General features: G+C 35.3%; 18 protein-coding genes. 11 read left to right on the top strand and 7 right to left on the bottom strand.

The genetic code is table 11. The features are described from left to right. Positions 1–98 precede the first annotated feature (98 nt). Positions 99–2,339, bottom strand: coding sequence for a TonB-dependent siderophore receptor (locus tag AYC65_RS14125; RefSeq protein ID WP_034870601.1), 2,241 nt, complete (start codon positions 2,337–2,339; stop codon positions 99–101). Positions 2,340–2,558: 219 nt separating this feature from the next. On the opposite strand from AYC65_RS14125, the gene AYC65_RS14120 reads away from it, so the two are divergent. Beyond that, the gene (locus AYC65_RS14120; RefSeq protein ID WP_034870602.1) at positions 2,559–3,614 is read left to right on the top strand and encodes a Gfo/Idh/MocA family oxidoreductase; all 1,056 of its coding nucleotides are present in this window, start codon (positions 2,559–2,561) and stop codon (positions 3,612–3,614) included. A 74-nt stretch (positions 3,615–3,688) separates the two neighbouring features. Beyond that, positions 3,689–4,834: a pepsin/retropepsin-like aspartic protease family protein gene (locus AYC65_RS14115; protein WP_034870603.1), complete on the top strand. Its 1,146-nt coding sequence runs from the start codon at positions 3,689–3,691 to the stop codon at positions 4,832–4,834. Between the two features lie 68 nt (positions 4,835–4,902). Here AYC65_RS14115 and deoD read toward each other — a convergent pair whose 3' ends face one another. Both deoD and AYC65_RS14105 read right to left on the bottom strand, forming a co-directional pair. Next, on the bottom strand, positions 4,903–5,610 hold the full coding sequence (gene deoD, locus AYC65_RS14110; protein ID WP_034870604.1) for a purine-nucleoside phosphorylase: 708 nt from the start codon (positions 5,608–5,610) through the stop codon (positions 4,903–4,905). Positions 5,611–5,668: 58 nt separating this feature from the next. Beyond that, positions 5,669–7,564 carry an ABC-F family ATP-binding cassette domain-containing protein gene (locus AYC65_RS14105; protein ID WP_034870605.1) on the bottom strand — a complete coding sequence of 632 codons (1,896 nt, stop codon included), beginning with the start codon at positions 7,562–7,564 and terminating at the stop codon, positions 5,669–5,671. A 138-nt stretch (positions 7,565–7,702) separates the two neighbouring features. Here AYC65_RS14105 and AYC65_RS14100 point away from each other — a divergent pair, with 138 nt between their 5' ends. The 3 genes from AYC65_RS14100 (at position 7,703) to AYC65_RS14090 (ending at position 10,263) form a co-directional block, all read left to right on the top strand. Continuing rightward, positions 7,703–8,857, top strand: coding sequence for a TlpA family protein disulfide reductase (locus AYC65_RS14100; RefSeq protein ID WP_034870606.1), 1,155 nt, complete (start codon positions 7,703–7,705; stop codon positions 8,855–8,857). Beyond that, positions 8,854–9,372, top strand: coding sequence for a 5' nucleotidase, NT5C type (locus AYC65_RS14095; RefSeq protein ID WP_234300349.1), 519 nt, complete (start codon positions 8,854–8,856; stop codon positions 9,370–9,372). Before AYC65_RS14100 ends, AYC65_RS14095 begins: the two co-directional genes overlap by 4 nt. A gap of 69 nt (positions 9,373–9,441) precedes the next feature. After that, positions 9,442–10,263 carry a carboxypeptidase-like regulatory domain-containing protein gene (locus AYC65_RS14090; protein WP_034870607.1) on the top strand — a complete coding sequence of 274 codons (822 nt, stop codon included), beginning with the start codon at positions 9,442–9,444 and terminating at the stop codon, positions 10,261–10,263. Between the two features lie 52 nt (positions 10,264–10,315). On the opposite strand, the gene AYC65_RS14085 is transcribed toward AYC65_RS14090, so the two are convergent. Continuing rightward, on the bottom strand, positions 10,316–11,173 hold the full coding sequence (locus tag AYC65_RS14085; RefSeq protein ID WP_034870618.1) for a GH25 family lysozyme: 858 nt from the start codon (positions 11,171–11,173) through the stop codon (positions 10,316–10,318). Positions 11,174–11,295: 122 nt separating this feature from the next. Here AYC65_RS14085 and AYC65_RS14080 point away from each other — a divergent pair, with 122 nt between their 5' ends. Genes AYC65_RS14080 through deoC form a run of 5 tightly spaced genes read left to right on the top strand, consistent with a single transcriptional unit; the run spans position 11,296 to position 15,432 of the window. Continuing rightward, positions 11,296–12,549 (top strand): NAD(P)/FAD-dependent oxidoreductase, encoded by a 1,254-nt coding sequence (locus AYC65_RS14080; protein ID WP_034870608.1) that lies wholly within the window; start codon positions 11,296–11,298, stop codon positions 12,547–12,549. Beyond that, positions 12,546–13,223 carry a tRNA (guanosine(37)-N1)-methyltransferase TrmD gene (gene trmD / locus AYC65_RS14075; protein WP_034870609.1) on the top strand — a complete coding sequence of 226 codons (678 nt, stop codon included), beginning with the start codon at positions 12,546–12,548 and terminating at the stop codon, positions 13,221–13,223. The genes AYC65_RS14080 and trmD overlap by 4 nt, the downstream gene beginning before the upstream one ends. Positions 13,224–13,233: 10 nt before the next feature. Continuing rightward, the gene (locus tag AYC65_RS14070; protein ID WP_059333850.1) at positions 13,234–14,214 is read left to right on the top strand and encodes an endonuclease/exonuclease/phosphatase family protein; all 981 of its coding nucleotides are present in this window, start codon (positions 13,234–13,236) and stop codon (positions 14,212–14,214) included. After that, entirely contained in the window at positions 14,211–14,681 is a 471-nt protein-coding gene (locus AYC65_RS14065; protein ID WP_009087955.1) for an Lrp/AsnC family transcriptional regulator, read from the top strand. Before AYC65_RS14070 ends, AYC65_RS14065 begins: the two co-directional genes overlap by 4 nt. 7 nt (positions 14,682–14,688) lie before the next feature. After that, complete coding sequence (deoC, locus tag AYC65_RS14060) at positions 14,689–15,432, top strand: deoxyribose-phosphate aldolase (protein WP_034870610.1); 744 nt, start codon at positions 14,689–14,691, stop codon at positions 15,430–15,432. Positions 15,433–15,477: 45 nt separating this feature from the next. On the opposite strand, the gene AYC65_RS14055 is transcribed toward deoC, so the two are convergent. After that, on the bottom strand, positions 15,478–15,837 hold the full coding sequence (locus AYC65_RS14055) for a T9SS sorting signal type C domain-containing protein (RefSeq protein ID WP_034868572.1): 360 nt from the start codon (positions 15,835–15,837) through the stop codon (positions 15,478–15,480). A 104-nt stretch (positions 15,838–15,941) separates the two neighbouring features. On the opposite strand from AYC65_RS14055, the gene hemB reads away from it, so the two are divergent. Then, positions 15,942–16,931, top strand: coding sequence for a porphobilinogen synthase (hemB, locus tag AYC65_RS14050; protein ID WP_034868575.1), 990 nt, complete (start codon positions 15,942–15,944; stop codon positions 16,929–16,931). 51 nt (positions 16,932–16,982) lie between these two features. On the opposite strand, the gene murB is transcribed toward hemB, so the two are convergent. Both murB and AYC65_RS14040 read right to left on the bottom strand, forming a co-directional pair. Continuing rightward, entirely contained in the window at positions 16,983–18,002 is a 1,020-nt protein-coding gene (gene murB, locus AYC65_RS14045; protein ID WP_034868577.1) for a UDP-N-acetylmuramate dehydrogenase, read from the bottom strand. Next, positions 18,002–18,481, bottom strand: coding sequence for a hypothetical protein (locus tag AYC65_RS14040; protein WP_034868578.1), 480 nt, complete (start codon positions 18,479–18,481; stop codon positions 18,002–18,004). Before AYC65_RS14040 ends, murB begins: the two co-directional genes overlap by 1 nt. Positions 18,482–18,486: the final 5 nt, after the last annotated feature.

The following is an 18,486-nucleotide window of genomic DNA, read 5'->3' as shown; positions in this document are numbered from 1 at the left end:
TTGTTTTTTTCGTAAACAGAGTTTGGTGCTGTAAATAAAAAAGCAACAAATTTAGAATTTGCTGCTTTTTGTAATTGATATAGGCCTGTAGACTCTATTTAGAGTCTGTAAGTCAATGTAAAGTAATAATTTCTAGGTGCAATAGGGTTTACAGAGTAGTTTTCGTGTACATTGTAATTAACCGTATCAAATAAGTTATTCACTTTTGCCTGAATAGAGAACTTCTTCCAGTCATATCCCAGAGATAGTGCTAAAGTTGTATAATCTTTTAATGTAAAGATTCTGGATACACCATTTCTGCTGTTGTTGGTTGCTTTAGTGTCATTCCATCCAGCTAAGCGCTCTCCGATATAATAGAAACTTGCTCCAACTTTAAGACCTTTTATATATTTTGGTAAAGTATAGAAAGCTGAAAGGTTAGCAGTTGTAGCCGGAGTTCTTACAATTCTCTGATTTTCTACATAACCAAAAGTGTCCGGAGTGTCTAAATAAACAGAGTTGTTATAAGAAATACCACCTATTAAAGAAAGGTTCTTCGAAGGGTTTCCGGTAATATCTAATTCTACACCACGGCTGCGCATTTTTCCGGCAAATTCTTTCATGTTTGGGTCACTATTTGGTTGTCCCCCTGCAGTAAGTTCTGCCGTCTGATAATAATTTTTATACAGAATTTGATAAGCGGAAAGATTAACTGCTATTGCATTGTTCCACAAATTCTTTTTTACACCTACTTCATACTGATCGATGGTAGTAGGTTTCAGTGTAGATCTGTTAATATCATAACCGGTATTGGCTGAAAAAGAATTGGTATATGTTGCAAATAATGATAAGTTATCATTCGGCATATATACTAACCCTACTTTTGGAGATAGTGCCTGATCTGAAGTTGAGGAATTGTCTACTAATTTTTTGGTATTGGTTCTGAAATTAGTATTTATGGTTGGCATATTCTGGATGTACGACCAACGTAAACCTGCTAAAACTTTAAATTCTTTAGTCAGACTTATAAAGTCCTGTACATATACTCCGACCCTTCTCGTTCTTATACGGCTTCTGTCCTGTGTTGCAGAGGCCGGAATGCTTCCACTGCTCCAGGTAGCTGTATCATCTAAATATAGTGCTCCATTACCTCCACCTGTTCCATAAATATAACCGGTACCATAAGTTTTATTGTTGGATGGGTTAAAGTAAGTATAAGAGTCTGCAGCACTATAATCACTGTCTGCACCGATGAGAACTTTATGATTAATTTTTCCGGTGTTAAATTCCCCATTTACATTTGCCTGAAAAGAAGTATAATTCTGTTCATTATATGTTTTGTTCAAAGGTCTTTTCCAGTTAAGTCTGTTATTCTTATCATACTCCCACTGTACTCTTTCAGTAGAGAAGTAATCTTTTGTGTAATTCTGGTATGAAGTAATTACATTTAAGGACCAATTGTTACTAATCTGGTGGTTGAATGTTATATTGGTTGAAGTCTGTCTTACGTCCTGATATTGCCAGTTTGCACCTAGAAAAGCATTTCTTGGAAGCAAATTGTTCATAGAGTAACTACCATCTTTATTGGTAATAGCTCCGATACCGAAATCTGGAGTGAAATTATTGATCAGGTAATCACCTTCTACAATCAGCTGAGATTTTTTTCCAATGTTGAAAAGTAAAGACGGATTGAAATAGATTTTTTCTGAAGAAACTCCATCTCTAAAGCTATCAGCAGTTTCATAAGCCGCATTTAATCTAAATGCAGCACTTTTGGAGATAGGACCATAAATGTCAAAGGTTGGTTTATAAGTATTCCAGCTTCCGCCGCTTAAACTAAAGCTTCCACCAGTTTGAAATCTTGGTTTTTTAGTTACCATGTTTATAATCCCTCCTGCGGCAGTATTCCCGTATAACATAGCATTAGCTCCTTTTAGAACTTCTACACGCTCCAAGCCACTTACTTCAGGAAATACACCACTATTTATTCTTGCACCATTCTTGAAAATATTATCATTTCCTAAACTAAAGCCCCTGCCTCCAAAACTATCCTGAGAGTTACCTCTGGAAGATGTTACATAGATTCCGTTTACATTCTGCAGCACATCACTTAGTTGCTTTGCCTGTTGTTGTTCTATGATTTCATGAGTAACAATGGCAATTGGTTGTGGGGTTTCCATTACCGTAAGGTTAGATTTGGTAGATAATGGTTTCGCCTTATTAGGATTTCCCGTTTTGTGGAGATTGATATCTTCTATCTGCTGAACTTTAATAGTATCAGTTTTGATAAATTTTCCTTTCTGTGCATGAGCAAAAGTAGCGCACAATAGGAGTCCCAGAGCAATAGTGCTTTTATTCATAAGTTGTTGAATTAAATCTATTTAGACTTATTTAAAATAATTTTGCAAAAGTAGAAATTTTTAGCATTAAAGCAATATTTTATTTAGAATTATTAAAAAAAAGAATGTTTTGTTTGTATTTATCTGATTTACAATGCTGTATTTTTCTTTATCGATAATTTTGTATCATTCTGTAATATCAGGCAATTGAATATGTAATATCTTTGATAAAAAATCGAGATGCAATTAGTAAAAGTTGGCCTTTGCGCATTTGGAATGAGTGGGAAAGTATTTCATGCACCATTTCTGAAAGAACATCCCGGATATTTTATGTCTGCGGTTGTTGAGAGATCTAAAAATGACTCAAATGAGAAATACCCTGATGCAATTATCTACCGTTCGGTTGAAGAAATGCTGAAAAATGCAGATATAGATATGGTAGTAGTAAATACACCCGTACAGACGCATTTCGAATACGCAAAAATGGCTTTAGAAGCGGGTAAGAATGTTGTCGTGGAAAAACCTTTTACAGTAAATACTTCCGAAGCCGAAGAGTTGGTAAAGCTGGCAGAAGAAAAAGGATTGTTTTTGAGTGTTTATCAGAACCGGAGATTCGATCGTGACTTTTTACAGGTGAAAAATATTATATCTGAAGGAAAGCTCGGAAATATAAAAGAAGTTGAGATACGTTTTGACAGATTCCGTACTACAGCAAGCGGGAAAGTACATAAAGAAAATCCCGACTTACCTGCATCCGGAGCATTACATGATTTGGGAGCTCATCTCACAGATCAGGCTATTCAGCTTTTTGGAACACCGGAAAAACTATTTGCAGATGTTTTTTCAATGAAAGGAACAGAGTATGCCAACGATTATTTTGAAATTCTTTTGTACTATCCGGATAGTCTTAGAGTGCGTGTAAAAGCCTCTGTATTTACCAAAGAAGACCATTATGCATATAAAATTCATGGCGACAGAGGAAGTTTTCTACAAGAAAGAACAGACAATCAAGAAGCAGAATTAGTAGCTGGTGCTATTCCTGAATATAACAAAGACTGGCAAAGTCCTCTTAACGGTGATGATAGTATTCTGAATTATCTGGATGAAAACGGAGATACAATTCGTATAACACAAAGTAGTAAAGCAGGAGACTATATGGATTATTATCAGGAAATATATGAACATGTAGTATTTGGTAATCCATTGCCATCTCCAGGCAAAGAAGTTATACAGAATATGAAGCTTATTGATAAAGCTCTGGAAAGTGCAGAATCCGGACAGATTATTAAATTCTGATAAAAAAACATTATTTCTTATAAAAGTGAATTAAAATGTTTCTATTTTTATATCAATAAATTATTGTAGTAAAAATGAAGCATTTTTTTTCTGTATCATTGCTTTTTGTAATGGTTCTATGCTTTTCTCAACAGAAAGTAACTGTTGTTAAAGCCAATTCCAATAAGGCCAAAATTTATGAAGAAGACAATATGGTATCTGGTTGGGGAATTAATCCAAAAGTGAATCCGGATATTCATACAACAGGTAAAATTACAAAGAGTAAAAAAGTTGTATTCAAAACCGATATAGATTCTATAGTAGTAAACCTAAAGCCCGGGGAGAAAAAAGATTTTATTGTACTTTTAAATGGTAAAGATTCTTGTTATACCAGAATTCAGGGACCGGAAATTAAAAACTTTGGTAAAGTGAAACCGGAAATTCATGATACACTTCCTTTTAGCCTGAATAAGTATAATACCAATCTCGTTAAAACTTTCTTTAACCATCAAGATTCTCTAACATTTAATTTTGATACCGGAGCTACGGAAATGTCTGTTACAAGGGATGCCCTGAAAAACAAAATAAAATCTAATCCAAAACTTTATAATACAGTTTACGATATACAGATTGGTAAAAGAACCTATAAAAGCGAAATCTACGACCATGAAATAGTGGGGCAGGAAGCAGATGGTTTACTAGGGTGGAATATTTTTGACGGACTGGTTGTAGAACTGAATTATGATACACAGAAAATGATGGTGCATTCTAAGATGCCTAAAGATATATTGAAAGATAAGGGCTATTCAAAGTTTAAAATCAGGTATTTTAGTAATAAACCTTTTATCGAGTGCGATATGTTGGAAAACGGAGTCTGGTATAAAGAGTGGTTTCTTTTTGACTCAGGGTACCAGCGTTCTGTAATGCTGGATAATGATTTGCTGAAAGAAAAAAACTTTCCTGTGGAGCAGATGAAAGTTATTAAGAAAACAATTGTGCGCGGAACAAGAGGAAATGAAATTCCGGTAATAACGGCTAATCTACAGAAGATAAAGATCGGAAAATCTGAGTTGGAAAATATTCCTGCCCAGCTTCTGACGGCAAACAAGCCTACGGGAACTGCTAAAATCCATATATTGGGAACTGATATGTTAAAACGCTTTAATACAGTTCTTGATTTTCAAAATAATATAATCTACCTTAAACCAAACACCTTATTCAGCAAAGAGTTATTAAACTAAGATAGAATCTGATATAAAAAAGCTGCATAACTCAGTTATGCAGCTTTTTTATTGTTGGTAACTATTGATTATAGTTTTATAGCTGTTTCTAAAGCTAATTCAATCATTGGTTTTAAAGCTCTTTCTCTCTCATTTGCAGAAATCTCTTCTCTGGTAGGGATGATATCAGAAACTGTCAATATAGTTGCAGCATTCTTTCCTAAATGTTGAGCATTGGCAAATAAAGCAAATGCTTCCATTTCTACAGCAGAACAGTTGTATTTCTCTGCAACAGCAGGAGTCCCCGGAGCCTTGCGGTAGAAAATATCACTTGTGTGGATATTAGTATTTTTAGTAATGATAGACTGAGCAGCAGCAGTTTCATTGATCATGTCAAAAACTTTACCTTGGTGCGAAAGTAGATCTCCTTCAATTTCCCACGCATATTTAGCATAGGTACTTTCACTTGCTGCATTCTCAACATTAAGAATATCGAAAAGTTTCAGATCTGTGTTGTAAGCACCACAAGTTCCGATTCGGATAATAGTATCTACATCATATTCAGTAAATAGCTCATAAGAGTAGATTCCGATGCTGGCACAACCCATTCCGCTGGCACCAACTGATATTGTTTTTCCTTTATACTCTCCGGTAAAGTAGAATATGTTTCGGGTTTTACTTACCAGTCTTACGTTTTCTAAAAAATTCTCCGCAATATATTGCGCACGTAACGGATCTCCCGGTTGTAATACAACTTTTGCAATATCTCCTTTATTAGCACTAATGTGAACGCTCATAATTTTATTTTTTGAAAAGACAAATATAGTGACTTTGATCGTATTGGGCTAAACAGAACTAGTTACCGGAAGCTTCCTGTAGCTCCAGCCAACGCAGTTCATAATTCTCTAGTTTTTCCGAAACTCTCTCTAAATCAGCAGATAATACTGATATATTTTCGTAGTCTGTTTCGTTATTTAATTTATCTAATATGATATTTCTCTGCTTTTCCAGTTCAGGCATTTCTTTTTCTATTGTTTCCAACTCACGTTGTTCTTTGAAAGAAAGTTTCTTTTTAGCAGGAGTCTGATTGTTGATGACAGGTTTTGGCTCCTGAGGCTGTACTTCCGGAATTTTGTCTGCTGTATCTTGTTTTTTATCCTGGTTCTTTTTCCATTCTCTGTATTCAGAGAAATTACCAATAAAGTCTTTAATTTTTCCTTCACCCTCAAAAGCCAAAACATGATCCACAATTCTGTCCATAAAGTAACGGTCGTGAGATACGATAATTAAACTTCCCTGAAAGTTTAATAAAAAGTTTTCCAGAACGGTAAGTGTTGGTAAATCCAGATCATTGGTAGGCTCATCGAAAATTAAGAAATTAGGATTCTGATAAAGCACGTACATCAGGTGTAGTCTTCTTTTCTCTCCACCAGATAACTTAGATATTGGTGAATACTGGGTTTGATCATCGAATAAGAACAAACGCAAAAACTGAGATGCAGAAATGGTCCGGCCATTAGCAAGCGGGAAATTCTCGGATATTTCTTTAATAAAGTCTATAACCCTTTCATCTTCTTTGTATTTTAAACCTTTCTGAGAGAAGTAACCGAATTTTATAGTTTCGCCGGTTTCTATTTCACCAGAATCTTTTGGTTCTAATTCCTGAATAATATTGAGTAGCGTAGACTTTCCGGCACCATTTTTTCCGATAATCCCAACCTTTTCACCACGTTGAAACTGATAACTAAAATCTTTCAGTAAAACCTTGTCTCCATAGCTCTTATTGATATCTCTTAGTTCAAGAATCTTTTTCCCCAAACGTTTCATATCAAAATCAAGCTCCAGAGCCTGTTTTCTGGTATCAGTTTTTGCCACCTTTTCGGTTTCGTAAAAAGAATCAATTCTGCTTTTGGACTTTGTCGTACGAGCCTTAGGCTGGCGGCGCATCCATTCCAGTTCTTTTCTGTATAGGTTATTGGCCTTATCAATAGTTGCTTCCAGATTGTCTTCGCGAATCATTTTATTTTCCAGATAGGTAGCGTATGAACCATTGTGAAGATATAGTGCCTGGTCTTCCATTTCCCATATGGTATCGCATACACTATCCAGGAAGTAACGGTCGTGAGTTACCAAAAGTAAAGTGATCTTGGCTTTACTCAGATAATTTTCCAGCCATTCTACCATATCCACATCCAGGTGGTTGGTAGGCTCATCCATAATAAGAAGCGTATGGCGGTGCTCTGCACGGGTTTCCGTAAGCAATTTGGCAAGTGCAACTCTTTTAATCTGTCCCCCGGATAATGTTCCCATTTTAGCATCAAGATCTGTAATCTTCAGCTGAGAAAGAATTTGTTTCATTTCGTTCTCCAGATCCCAAGCTTTATGAGCTTCCATTTCAGCAAGTGCTTTTTCTATAAAATCATGATCCGTGGAATGAAGTGAAGCGTGGTAATTTTTAAGAGCCATAATAGGTGCAGAATCCAGCGTCATCATAAACTCTTCTATAGTCAGATCAGACTCAAAGTCTATTTCCTGGTCAAATAAAACGACCTGAATGTCTTTGTTAATAACTACATTTCCACTGTCAGCAATTTCTTTTCCCATCAGGATTTTCAGCAATGTAGATTTTCCGCTTCCGTTTTTAGCAACAATAGCAATTTTATCTCCTTCATTGACGTTGAAAGAAATATTTTTGAATAAAACTTTAATCCCGTAAGATTTGGTAAGATTTTCTGCGGTAACGTAATTCATTCCTGATTCTAAATTTGAACTGCGAAAATACGAAAAATAGAAAGGTTCCCACGAACAGAATATTTTAACAGATATTTCTTGTATCACCTATATTTTCTTTGCGAAAATTTTTCAATATTTGTTGAAATATTTAAATAAATGAAGTGTCTCAATTCGTTCTTTCTTGTGATCTTGGGAATTTATGCTCAGGCACAAACATTTAATCTCAATACAACTTTTTATCAGAAAGATGGTAAGAAGATTAGCCTGGCCAGTGGAGTTGCCAGTGAAAAATACTTTGATGGTAACTTTACAATAATTAATGGCAAAGTAAAAGATCAGAAAATTCTTTTCAAAGTAAAGAGTGCAAAAGATAAAATGGTGTATCCTTTTAATTTTCTGATTACCGGCAAAGATCGGTTTTATTTTTCTGAAGATTTTTATCTGGATTCCCGTACTCAGTCTTTAACCATGGGTAGTGCAAAAGACTCAACTAACTATGATGTTAAATATGCTAATGAAAACAGTTTTGTTGCTAAAGAAGTGGAGAAGTATAAAATGTTTTATAAAGATTTACATACCAGAAACGATTCATTGAGAGCAGAGCAAAAGTTAATATTTGAGAAGTATGAAAGCTATGATAAAATACCTGCAGATTTTATCCGCAGATCTGAAAAGATTAGCAATGAGATAGAAGAACAGGAGAAATTACGTTTGTCGGAGTTTATTAAAAAGAACCCCAAATCATTTATAGGTTTCTGGCAATTGGTTAAGGATTTCCAAAGAAAAGGCTATAAACCTATTTTCGAAGAAATGTACAATCATCTTTCTTCCAGTTTAAAAGAAACTTATTCGGGGAAAGCTTTAGCTAAAGGCATTTACTCGGCAAAGATCCTTGCAGTAGGTCAGGTTTTTCCGGTTCCCAAAGTCACTTCAATCGATCAGAAGCCGGTCACTTTTAAAATGCCGGAAGCCAAGATTATCTTGGTAGATTTTTGGTTTAGCCATTGTAAGCCCTGTAGAGAAGAAATTCCTAAATTAGCAGAGCTTTATAATAAATATAAGAGCAAAGGATTTGAGATAGTAAGTATTGCCACTGATATTACAAAAGCCCTTCCACATTTGCAAAAAACTGTAAAAGAAGATTTTAATATGACATGGGCCAATTATCTGGATGAGAACAGGAAGCAGTCAGATGAATGGGTGGTAACTTACTTTCCGAGTAAATTTTTATTAGACAGCAATGGAGTTATCGCTCAAAAAGATATTTCGGTAGAAGATCTGGAAAAATTATTAGCAGAAAAATTGAAATGATAAAGAAACGAGTCTTAGTAGATATGGACGGAGTATTGGCAGATGTCTACTCACAGTTTATAAAATACGAACAAACAGAATCAGGAACGATCATTAGCATAGATAAAACCAAAGGGCTTGATGAAACAATAGCTTTTCCGAATGTGGATAAGCATTTACGTGAGCCTGGATTTTTCAGAGATCTACAGGTAATGGAAGATAGTATAGCAGTAATGGAATATCTTAATTCTAAATACGAGGTTTTCATTTTATCTGCGGCGATGGAATTTCCTAACAGCTTAAGGGAAAAATATGACTGGCTCGCAGAGCACTTTCCGTTTATTACATGGGAGCAAATTATATTCTGTGGAAGCAAGAAAGCTGTAACCGGAGATTATATGATCGATGATTATCCAAAGAATCTGGATACTTTTCAGGGAGAGAAATTGCTTTTTACACAACCGCATAACCAGTCTTTGAATAGCCCTGATTATAAAAGAATAGATTCCTGGAAAGAAATACGAACTATTTTGTAATAATTTGTTTTCGGACTGTAACAATGATTTTCTAACAACGACTATTTGGGTGTTAAATAAAATCTGATTATGAAAAAATACTATCTCTTACTTGGGATAATAAATACATTGTGTGTTTTTGCACAGACAATAACAGGAACAGTTTATTCTAAAGGCAGTCAGGAGGTTGTTCCTTATGCAAAAATTGGGATTGTTAATGAAAACATTGGAATCCAGGCGGACGAAAAGGGTCAGTATACATTAAAGCTGGATAATGTAAGTAGAGATAAACAGCTGATGATTCTTGTAGGTGGATATGAAACATACAAAGTCACTGTAGCTGATTTTATAAAAAATAATCCACATCCTATTTACCTGGAACCAAAAGTTATCAACATTCAGGAGGTTGCTATAACACCTAGCTACAAGGAAAAGAATATGGGGGTAAACAGCAAATCAAAAAGCATCATGTTTACACCAAATATGGAAAAGGGAAATGATGTTATTGAAGAAACAGCTGTCGGTTTTAAAACAAGCAAAAAGTTGAAGATTATGAAGATCAATATGAATTTTGCTCGTTTTGATTCTTCTACTCCTGTAAAAGTAAGGTATACTATTTACAGTGAAAAAGATGGTAAGCCGGATCAACTAATACTGAATAAAGAAATCATTGAAACAATCAGTCAGAGCCAGATTACAAATCAGACGTTTTCGTTGGATGTGAGCAAAGATAATATATGGATGCAGGGTAATTTTTATGTAGGCATTCAGTTTATAGGCCAGGCTAGTGCTAAAGTAGCTTTAAGTGGGGCCTTATTTCATTCCGGATTTTACCGTTCTTTTTACGGAGCATGGGAAAAGATAGGAATGGCTGCTCCGGCAATTAATATCGATGTGAAAATCAAAAAATAAAATAAAAGTGAAGCTGACTGGCTTCACTTTTTTCTTTTATAAATCGATTATTTTAATCCAGTGTAAGGCCTTTTAGTTGCCATATATTTCCATTGAAGACATTAACATCTACTTTAGTATTGATACCATTTACAATGCCTTTTTCTGTAAACTGCCAGAATCTCCATTCTGTTTTATCTGATGGAACATCTACATCATTGTAATTGGCCAGCCAGAGAGGATAGTCTTTAAAATCGTCCTGAAGATAATCTCTGTAAAAATAATAGTAGGTGTATATAATAGGCTTTTCACCATAAGCCTCTTCTACAATTTTCAACCAAACCTTTAGATCGCTTCTGAATTCGTTAAGGCTCTTATTCCGGGGGATTTTTTCAATATCCAGAACAGGACGCATATCTCCGGATTCTAATTTTACTGTTTCAAGAAAGTTATTGGCCTGTTGCACAGGATCTTCTTTTGGGCGGTAAAAGTGATAGGCACCGCGGATGAGTTCATTCTTTTGAGAAGTTTTCCAGTATTCATCAAAATGCTGGTCTTTACCATCTTTGCCCATGGTTGCACGAAGAAGTATAAACCTTATATCTATTGATCCATTGGCAATAGTCAGTTTTTTCCAGTTAATATCTTCTTTTCGCTGGTAATGGGATATGTCAATACCAAAAACTTTATCCGAGTAAAGCGAAACAATTCTGTTTATTCGTTCTTCTTCTGTTTTAGGGTTCCTTAGTGAATGTTTTTCTTTGCCTTTGAAATGCATGGCATAGTAAAAAACAACCTGATCTTTCATGTAGAAACCAATACCGATAAGAGACAGAAAAAGAATGATAAATAATACCCAAAGTTTCTTTCGGGCATCTGTACGCTTTTTCGCAATAGTTTTTCTTCGCTTTTGTGTTGCTTTTTTTGGCATAAATTCTGCTGCAAAACTATTAAAAGCTTTTTGTTTTTGGAAGTCTAAATAGTGATTTATTCTTAAAAACATCCTTTTTATTTTTGTAAATTTGATGCATATAAACAGTTTTTCCCCATATTATGAGTGAAAAAATCCTTATTATAGGTGGTGGCTTCGCAGGGCTTCGTCTTGCGAGAACACTAAACCAGAAAAGAGAAAAACGTATTACGGTGATTGATAAGGTAAATCATCATATGTTCCAGCCTTTATTCTATCAGGTTGCAAGTGGACGTATAGAACCTTCTAACATTTCGTTTCCTTTCCGGAAGATATTTCAAAAATCGAAAAATATTCAGTTCAGGATGACTGATATTGTAAAGATTATACCCGAGGAAAATAAGGTGGTTAGTGAAGATGCTGAATTCAAATATGATAAACTGGTTATAGCGACCGGATGCAAGACTAATTTTTACGGAAACGAAGTTCTGGAAGGAAATGCATACGGAATGAAAAATACTCAGGAAGCGATTAGTATCCGGAATCATGTGCTCATGACTTTTGAGCGTCTGATTATTGAAAGACAGAGGAGTGATGATGGTGACTGGAATCTGGTTATTGTAGGCGGAGGGCCTACAGGAGCCGAGCTGGCAGGAGCTTTTGCAGAAATGAAACGCGATGTTCTCCCACGAGATTATCCTAAAATGAGCTTCAAAAACCTGAATATTATTCTTATTAATGCTACGGAAAAACCCTTAGCATCAATGAGTACAGAAGCACAGGATAAATCCGAAGAATATCTAAAACAACTGGGGGTAATATTGATGAATAATACCCGAGTGGATGCTTATGATGGTGAAAATGTTACTCTCCACGATGGAACTATTATACCATCCAACAATGTTATCTGGGCGGCAGGGGTTACCGGAAATATTATAGATGGTATTTCTCAGGAGCATATTATGCGGAACCGTTACATTGTGGATGAATACAACAAAGTAAAAGGATACGATAATATATACGCTATCGGAGATATTGCCTATATGGAGACAGCAGAATATCCTCAGGGACATGCACAGCTGGCTAGTGTGGCAATTGATCAGGGAGAGCACCTTGGCAAAAATCTGTTAAAAACATCAGCGTGGGAACCTTTCAAATATAAAGATAAAGGCTCTATGGCAACAATAGGAAAACACAGAGCTGTAGTAGATCTCCGGGATTTTAAATTCCAGGGAAGGCTGGCCTGGTATTTCTGGATGTTTTTACACCTTATGCTTATCCTGAGTGTAAGAAATAAAATTGCCATTTTTTATAACTGGGCGTGGGCTTATATAAATAAAGATTCGTCTTTAAGACTTATTATCGTTCCGCACAAAAAGAATAATACCGAACAATGAGAATTGATATAATATCTGTTTTACCAGAGTTAATGGAGAGTCCTTTTAAGGCATCAATCCTTAAAAGAGCAATGCAGAAGGAAATAGCGGAAGTACACTTCCATCATTTAAGAGAATGGGGATTTGGTAAACACCGCCAAATTGATGATGAACCGTATGGAGGAGGAGCCGGAATGGTTATGATGGTAGAACCTATAGATAACTGTATTTCATCATTAAAAGCAGAAAGAAACTATGATGAGGTTATTTACCTGACACCCGATGGTGAGACATTGAATCAGAAAATAGCCAACACACTTTCCATTCAGGAAAATCTTATTTTCCTGTGTGGGCATTATAAAGGAATAGATCAAAGAGTAAGAGAGTTGCATGTAACCAAAGAAATTTCTATTGGTGATTATGTTCTTACAGGCGGAGAGCTTGCAGCATGTGTACTTGCAGATTCTGTGATTCGTCTTATTCCGGGGGTACTGAATGACGAACAGTCTGCATTGACTGACAGTTTTCAGGATGACTTACTCTCCCCACCAATTTATACAAGACCAGAAGAGTATAAAGGACTAAAAGTTCCTGATATTTTGCTTAGTGGCCATGCACAAGCCATAGAAGATTGGCGATATGATGAGGCGGTAAGAATTACACAGGAAAAAAGACCTGATTTATTAAACAAATAAAAAGCTTAATTTGGAATTATCCTCTGCAGTTTCGGAACTGATAATGTTTTATAATACTGAAAATTTTTTTTCTCCACAGGAAGAACGGTATCATCGGAATTATATTCCCAAATCTGGTTTAAAAAACTGGAATGAAGAACGTTATCAGAATAAAATATTTAAATTTTCCAGAACTTTTGAATATATTCGTGAAGAAATTGGACAATTTCCAATGCTTATAGGTCTTGCTGAAGTAGAAAATGACAAAGTACTTCAGCATATAACAGATCAGGAGATCTTTGAAGGGAAATACGATTTTGTACATTATGATTCACTGGACGAGCGGGGGGTAGATACTGCATTGCTGTATGATAAAAGTAAACTCGTACTGTTGCATTCCGAAGTCTATTCCGAAATATTTGATATTGAAGACGGACTGCCCAATACATTTGACACAACAAGGGATGTTCTGTATTGTCGGTTCCGATATGGAGTTACAGAGCTTAATGTTTATGTATTGCATTTGCCTTCCAAACGGGAAAAAGATGTAAATGCTCCTAAACGTAAAATTATTCTGGACAAACTGAAGAAAAAAATACAGGATAAACTCTCTCAGAATCCTCAGGAAAATATTTTGGTGATGGGAGATTTTAATGAAAATCCTGGCGATGCTAATGTTCAGAGCTTTATACATTCCGGTGAAGGAAATGAAAAAATATTAGTAAATTCTTTTGAAGAATTATATAATAAAAAAAAATATTCTACGTTTCATAGAAGCGAAGGCCTATTATTTGATCAAATAATTTTATCGCCTTCATTTTTTAACTTAGAAAGTGATGTTAAGTTTATAAACGCTCAGGTTTTTAATTCAGAACATCTTAAAGAAAGAAGCTATCGATATCGGGGTCGCCCATTTAGGACATATGTAGGAACCCGTTATCTGGGAGGGTATAGTGACCATTTTCCGGTGTTGGTAGCGCTAAAGTTGACAAAACAAATAGGAAATATATGAAAAATCTAGCAAGCGCAGGATATCATCTTGATGCTATTGACAAGGAAATTATCTACTTATTGATGGATAATGCCAAAACTTCTTTGGCACACATTTCATCTCACGTAGGTATTTCTACAACAGCAGTACATCAGAGGATAAAAAAATTAGAACAGGCAGGTGTAATCGAAAATTCGATTTCTTTCCTGAATCCGAGAAAAGTAGGGTACAAAGTAACTTCTTATATGGGAGTTTATCTTGATCAGCCTAGCCACTACAATGAAATTATCAAGTCTTTAGAACAAATTAATGAGGTTGTTGAAGCTCATTATACAACAGGAAACTACACTGTATTCCTTAAAGTTCTTGCAAAAGACAATGACCATTTAATGGAGATCTTAAGCAAAATTCAGAAGCTTAAAGGTGTGATGAGAACTGAGACTTTCATATCTTTGGAGCAAAGTATTTCAAGACAGCTTAAAGTATAATAACATAATGAAGAGCATAAAAGATTATTTAGATTCCACTTATCTTAAAACACCTCAACAATCTGGTCTTACAGAAGAGCAAACCCGTGAAACTGTACACAACCTTACACAAGAGGCTATAGATCATCAGCTTTTTGCAGTAATGATCCGCCCTGAATATGTAAAAGAAACAAAAGAGTTTCTTCAGCAGCAGGGAGCATCTGTAGTAGTAGGAACTGTTATTGGTTTTCATGAAGGTACAGCTTCGGTTGAGGAGAAAGTAGCGGAAGCCCAAAAGGCAATTGAAGACGGAGTAGATGAGCTGGATTTTGTAATCAATTATGAAGCTTACAAAAACGGAAATATTGATTTGGTACAGGAAGAAGTAATTACTTGTACCAGATTAGCATTAGAAAATGGTAAAATTGCAAAATGGATTATTGAAATTGCTGCATTAAGCAATGATCAGATTGCAGATATTACTAAAAAGATTGCTACATGGACAGAAGAAAATTTTTCTGAAAATGCAGATAAAGTTTTTGTAAAATCCTCTACAGGTTTCTATAAAACCGAAGGCGGAAAGCCTAATGGTGCAACTGTAGAAGGTATCCAGATTATGTTGGAAAATGCAGGGAGATTACCAGTGAAAGCTGCCGGTGGAGTGAGAACTCCTGAGGAAGCTGAAAAAATGGTAGAGATGGGAGTTCAGCGTATCGGAACATCTTCAGCTTTAGCATTAATCGGAGAAAATACTTCGAAAGGAGATTATTAATATCCGTAAAGAATAAAAAAAGCCGCTTCATAGAAGCGGCTTTTTTTATTCTTTCACAAGTTGTATTACCTGATCAATATTGTTACTAAGCGTATACTTTATAAGATACTTTCCTGGTTTCAGTTGCTCTGTTGGTAATTTTACCATATTCAGATTAATATTCTTTAATTCCATCACTGGTTTACCTATTATAGCATATATGGTAACCGATTTTACCTTGAAATGGGAGTCTTCGATTTGTAAATTTAGTTCATGATTGCCTGTAGGGATAAGATTAACAGGGACACTTCTTTTTGAAGAATCACTTAGTGAAGATGACTGTTGTTTCTCAGGATCACTATATGCCAGATGTGGCACAAAGGATAAAACGGCAAACAGAAATAAATAAAATAAAAATGCTCTCAAATGTCATGTTTAATTATGACGAAATTAGAAAAAACAAATCACAAAATAATAGGTTTACGGCTCTGGTATAGTTAAATTTGTATTAAATTTTAAATAATTCATTCATGAATTTTAATAGAAACAGAAGACTGCGTACAAGTCAGTCTGTTAGAGATTTAGTGCGTGAAACTACACTAACTACCAACGATTTTGTGCTTCCTATTTTTGTAATGGAAGGTAGCGGAAAGAAAGAACCTATAGCTTCTATGCCAGGTGTGTTCAGGCACTCTTTAGACCTTTTAAAAGAAGAGATAAAAGATCTTTATAAGCATGGTATAAAAGCGGTTAATGTTTATGTTAAAGTAAGCGATAACCTGAAAGATAATACAGGAAAAGAATCGTGGAATCCGGATGGGTTAATGCAGGCTGCAATTAAGCTTATTAAAGATACTGAACCTAATATGATTGTTATGCCGGACGTTGCTCTGGATCCATATTCAGTTTATGGTCATGACGGGATTATAGAAAAAGGAGAGGTTATTAATGATGCTACAGTGGATGCATTAGTAAGAATGAGTCTTTCTCATGCCGAAGCAGGTGCTGATTTTGTAGCTCCGTCTGATATGATGGATGGTCGTACTTTTGCAATACGTCAGGCTTTTGAAGAAAACGGATTTACCAATATAGGTATTATCTCTTATGCGGCTAAATATGCAAGTGCTTTTTACGGACCGTTCAGAAGTGCTTTGGATAGTGCTCCGGTAGATAATCAGGAAATTCCAAAGGATAAGAAAACCTATCAGATGGATTTTGCAAACTCTCGTGAGGCTATCCGTGAGGTTTTGGATGATGTGGATGAAGGTGCTGATATTATTATGATCAAGCCAGGGATGCCAAATCTGGATATTGTAGCAAAAGTAAGAGAGATTATTACTCAGCCAATTGCTGTATATCAGGTGAGTGGAGAATATGCAATGCTAAAAGCTGCTTCTCAGAACGGATGGTTAGATAATGACAAAGTTATTCTGGAAAGTTTACACAGCATTAAGAGAGCAGGAGCAGATTTAATCTTTACATATTTTGCTAAAGAAGCTTCATTGCTTTTGAATAAATAAATCTGAGATTTTAAGATAAAAAAAGCTGTTTCATTTGAAACAGCTTTTTGTTTATAGAATGTTAACTTCTCTTTCTAATTCTATTCCGAATTTTTCCTTTACGGAATCAATAATCTGTGATGAAAAATCGAATACTTCTTTTCCCGTGGCATTTCCTGTAGCATTAATAATAACCAATGCCTGTTGCGGATGGCAGCCAACATTATTAATTATTTTGCCTTTCCATCCACATTGTTCGATTAGCCAGCCAGCTGGCACTTTTACTTCATCTCCGTTAGGATAGTTAGGGATATTTTCAAATATTATTTTCAGGCTGTTGAATTGCTCAGCCGGAATAACCGGGTTTTTGAAAAAACTTCCCGCATTTCCTGTTATAGCAGGATCTGGAAGCTTGCTCTGTCTTATGGAAATTACAGCATCCGAAATATCTTTGATAGTAATTGTAGTAATGTTATTCTTGTCCAATTCCTGCTGAATAGCTCCATAAGTTGCGGAAATTTTGTGTTCGCGAGTTGTAAGAAGGAAACTTACTTCCAGAATAATATAACGTCCTTTTGCAGTGCTTTTGAAGATAGAGTCACGATAACCAAAATGGCAGTCTTTCAGATGTAGTGTTTTTACACTGAAATCTTCAGTATCCAAAACTTTACAAGAGTGGAAAGTATCTTTTATTTCAGTGCCATAAGCACCAATATTCTGAATAGGTGATGTACCCACATTACCCGGAATCAGCGAAAGGTTTTCCAGTCCGCCATAATTTTTGGAAATACAATAGAGAACAAACTGATGCCAGTTTTCACCTGCTTTTGCAGTAACCAGAATATGGTTTTCATCAGCTTTTTCTTCTGTAATTCCCTTCAGACGTAAAGCAATGATCAGACCTTCATAATTCTTGGTTAAAAGCATATTGCTCCCGCCGCCAAGAATCAAATAGGGAATGCTTTTCTCCTTTGAAAAAAGAAGTGCCTCTTTTAGTTCTTCAACGGAATGAACTTCTGTGAAAAACAAAGCCTTAGCTTCGACCTGAAATGTGTTATATTGTTTTAATGAAAAATTTTCCTGTAGCTGCATTATTTTTTTTGGATTAATTCTTCTAGCTGAGAATATACTGCTTCTAAAGATTTGTAATTATCTATATCCTGTTTTCCGTTAATAATACGATAAGTATGGGTTGAAGTTTTTATTTCCCATATATCATCGGTTCCGTCAAAAGGTTGATAGCTTGGACCATTTTTAATTTTTGATACTGAGGATAGATCAATTTCCGAAATTAATCTATTCCATTCTGTTGGTGTAATTGCTCTTTTGCGAGATTTATTCAGACTGTCAGTACCAAATTGTCTTTGTATAGATGAAATAGAATCTTTATTTACCCGGATATTTCTGAAATAGCCTAAACCGCCGCCTTCAGTCGTAATATTTATAGATTCTATTTTCTCAGAAGAGATAGCTGTATCTTTTGAAGTTTTCTTTTCCTTACATGAAAAAAATATCAGCAATAATGCCGTTAATAATATGATTTTCCATTTATAAAGCCTTATTGCTGACATCTTAA

The organism is Elizabethkingia bruuniana (assembly GCF_002024805.1).
Lineage (GTDB): Bacteria > Bacteroidota > Bacteroidia > Flavobacteriales > Weeksellaceae > Elizabethkingia > Elizabethkingia bruuniana.
Note: the sequence above shows the minus strand (reverse complement) of the source record. Positions and strands in the feature narration are given on the sequence as shown.

Bases quoted from the DNA above. Each gene is read 5' to 3' on its own strand.
- AYC65_RS14125 (WP_034870601.1), bottom strand. From the start codon at position 2,339: ATGAATAAAAGCACTATTGCTCTGGGACTCCTATTGTGCGCTACTTTT.
- AYC65_RS14120 (WP_034870602.1), top strand. From the start codon at position 2,559: ATGCAATTAGTAAAAGTTGGCCTTTGCGCATTTGGAATGAGTGGGAAA.
- AYC65_RS14115 (WP_034870603.1), top strand. From the start codon at position 3,689: ATGAAGCATTTTTTTTCTGTATCATTGCTTTTTGTAATGGTTCTATGC.
- deoD (WP_034870604.1), bottom strand. From the start codon at position 5,610: ATGAGCGTTCACATTAGTGCTAATAAAGGAGATATTGCAAAAGTTGTA.
- AYC65_RS14105 (WP_034870605.1), bottom strand. From the start codon at position 7,564: ATGAATTACGTTACCGCAGAAAATCTTACCAAATCTTACGGGATTAAA.
- AYC65_RS14100 (WP_034870606.1), top strand. From the start codon at position 7,703: ATGAAGTGTCTCAATTCGTTCTTTCTTGTGATCTTGGGAATTTATGCT.
- AYC65_RS14095 (WP_234300349.1), top strand. From the start codon at position 8,854: ATGATAAAGAAACGAGTCTTAGTAGATATGGACGGAGTATTGGCAGAT.
- AYC65_RS14090 (WP_034870607.1), top strand. From the start codon at position 9,442: ATGAAAAAATACTATCTCTTACTTGGGATAATAAATACATTGTGTGTT.
- AYC65_RS14085 (WP_034870618.1), bottom strand. From the start codon at position 11,173: ATGCCAAAAAAAGCAACACAAAAGCGAAGAAAAACTATTGCGAAAAAG.
- AYC65_RS14080 (WP_034870608.1), top strand. From the start codon at position 11,296: ATGAGTGAAAAAATCCTTATTATAGGTGGTGGCTTCGCAGGGCTTCGT.
- trmD (WP_034870609.1), top strand. From the start codon at position 12,546: ATGAGAATTGATATAATATCTGTTTTACCAGAGTTAATGGAGAGTCCT.
- AYC65_RS14065 (WP_009087955.1), top strand. From the start codon at position 14,211: ATGAAAAATCTAGCAAGCGCAGGATATCATCTTGATGCTATTGACAAG.
- deoC (WP_034870610.1), top strand. From the start codon at position 14,689: ATGAAGAGCATAAAAGATTATTTAGATTCCACTTATCTTAAAACACCT.
- hemB (WP_034868575.1), top strand. From the start codon at position 15,942: ATGAATTTTAATAGAAACAGAAGACTGCGTACAAGTCAGTCTGTTAGA.
- murB (WP_034868577.1), bottom strand. From the start codon at position 18,002: ATGCAGCTACAGGAAAATTTTTCATTAAAACAATATAACACATTTCAG.
- AYC65_RS14040 (WP_034868578.1), bottom strand. From the start codon at position 18,481: ATGTCAGCAATAAGGCTTTATAAATGGAAAATCATATTATTAACGGCA.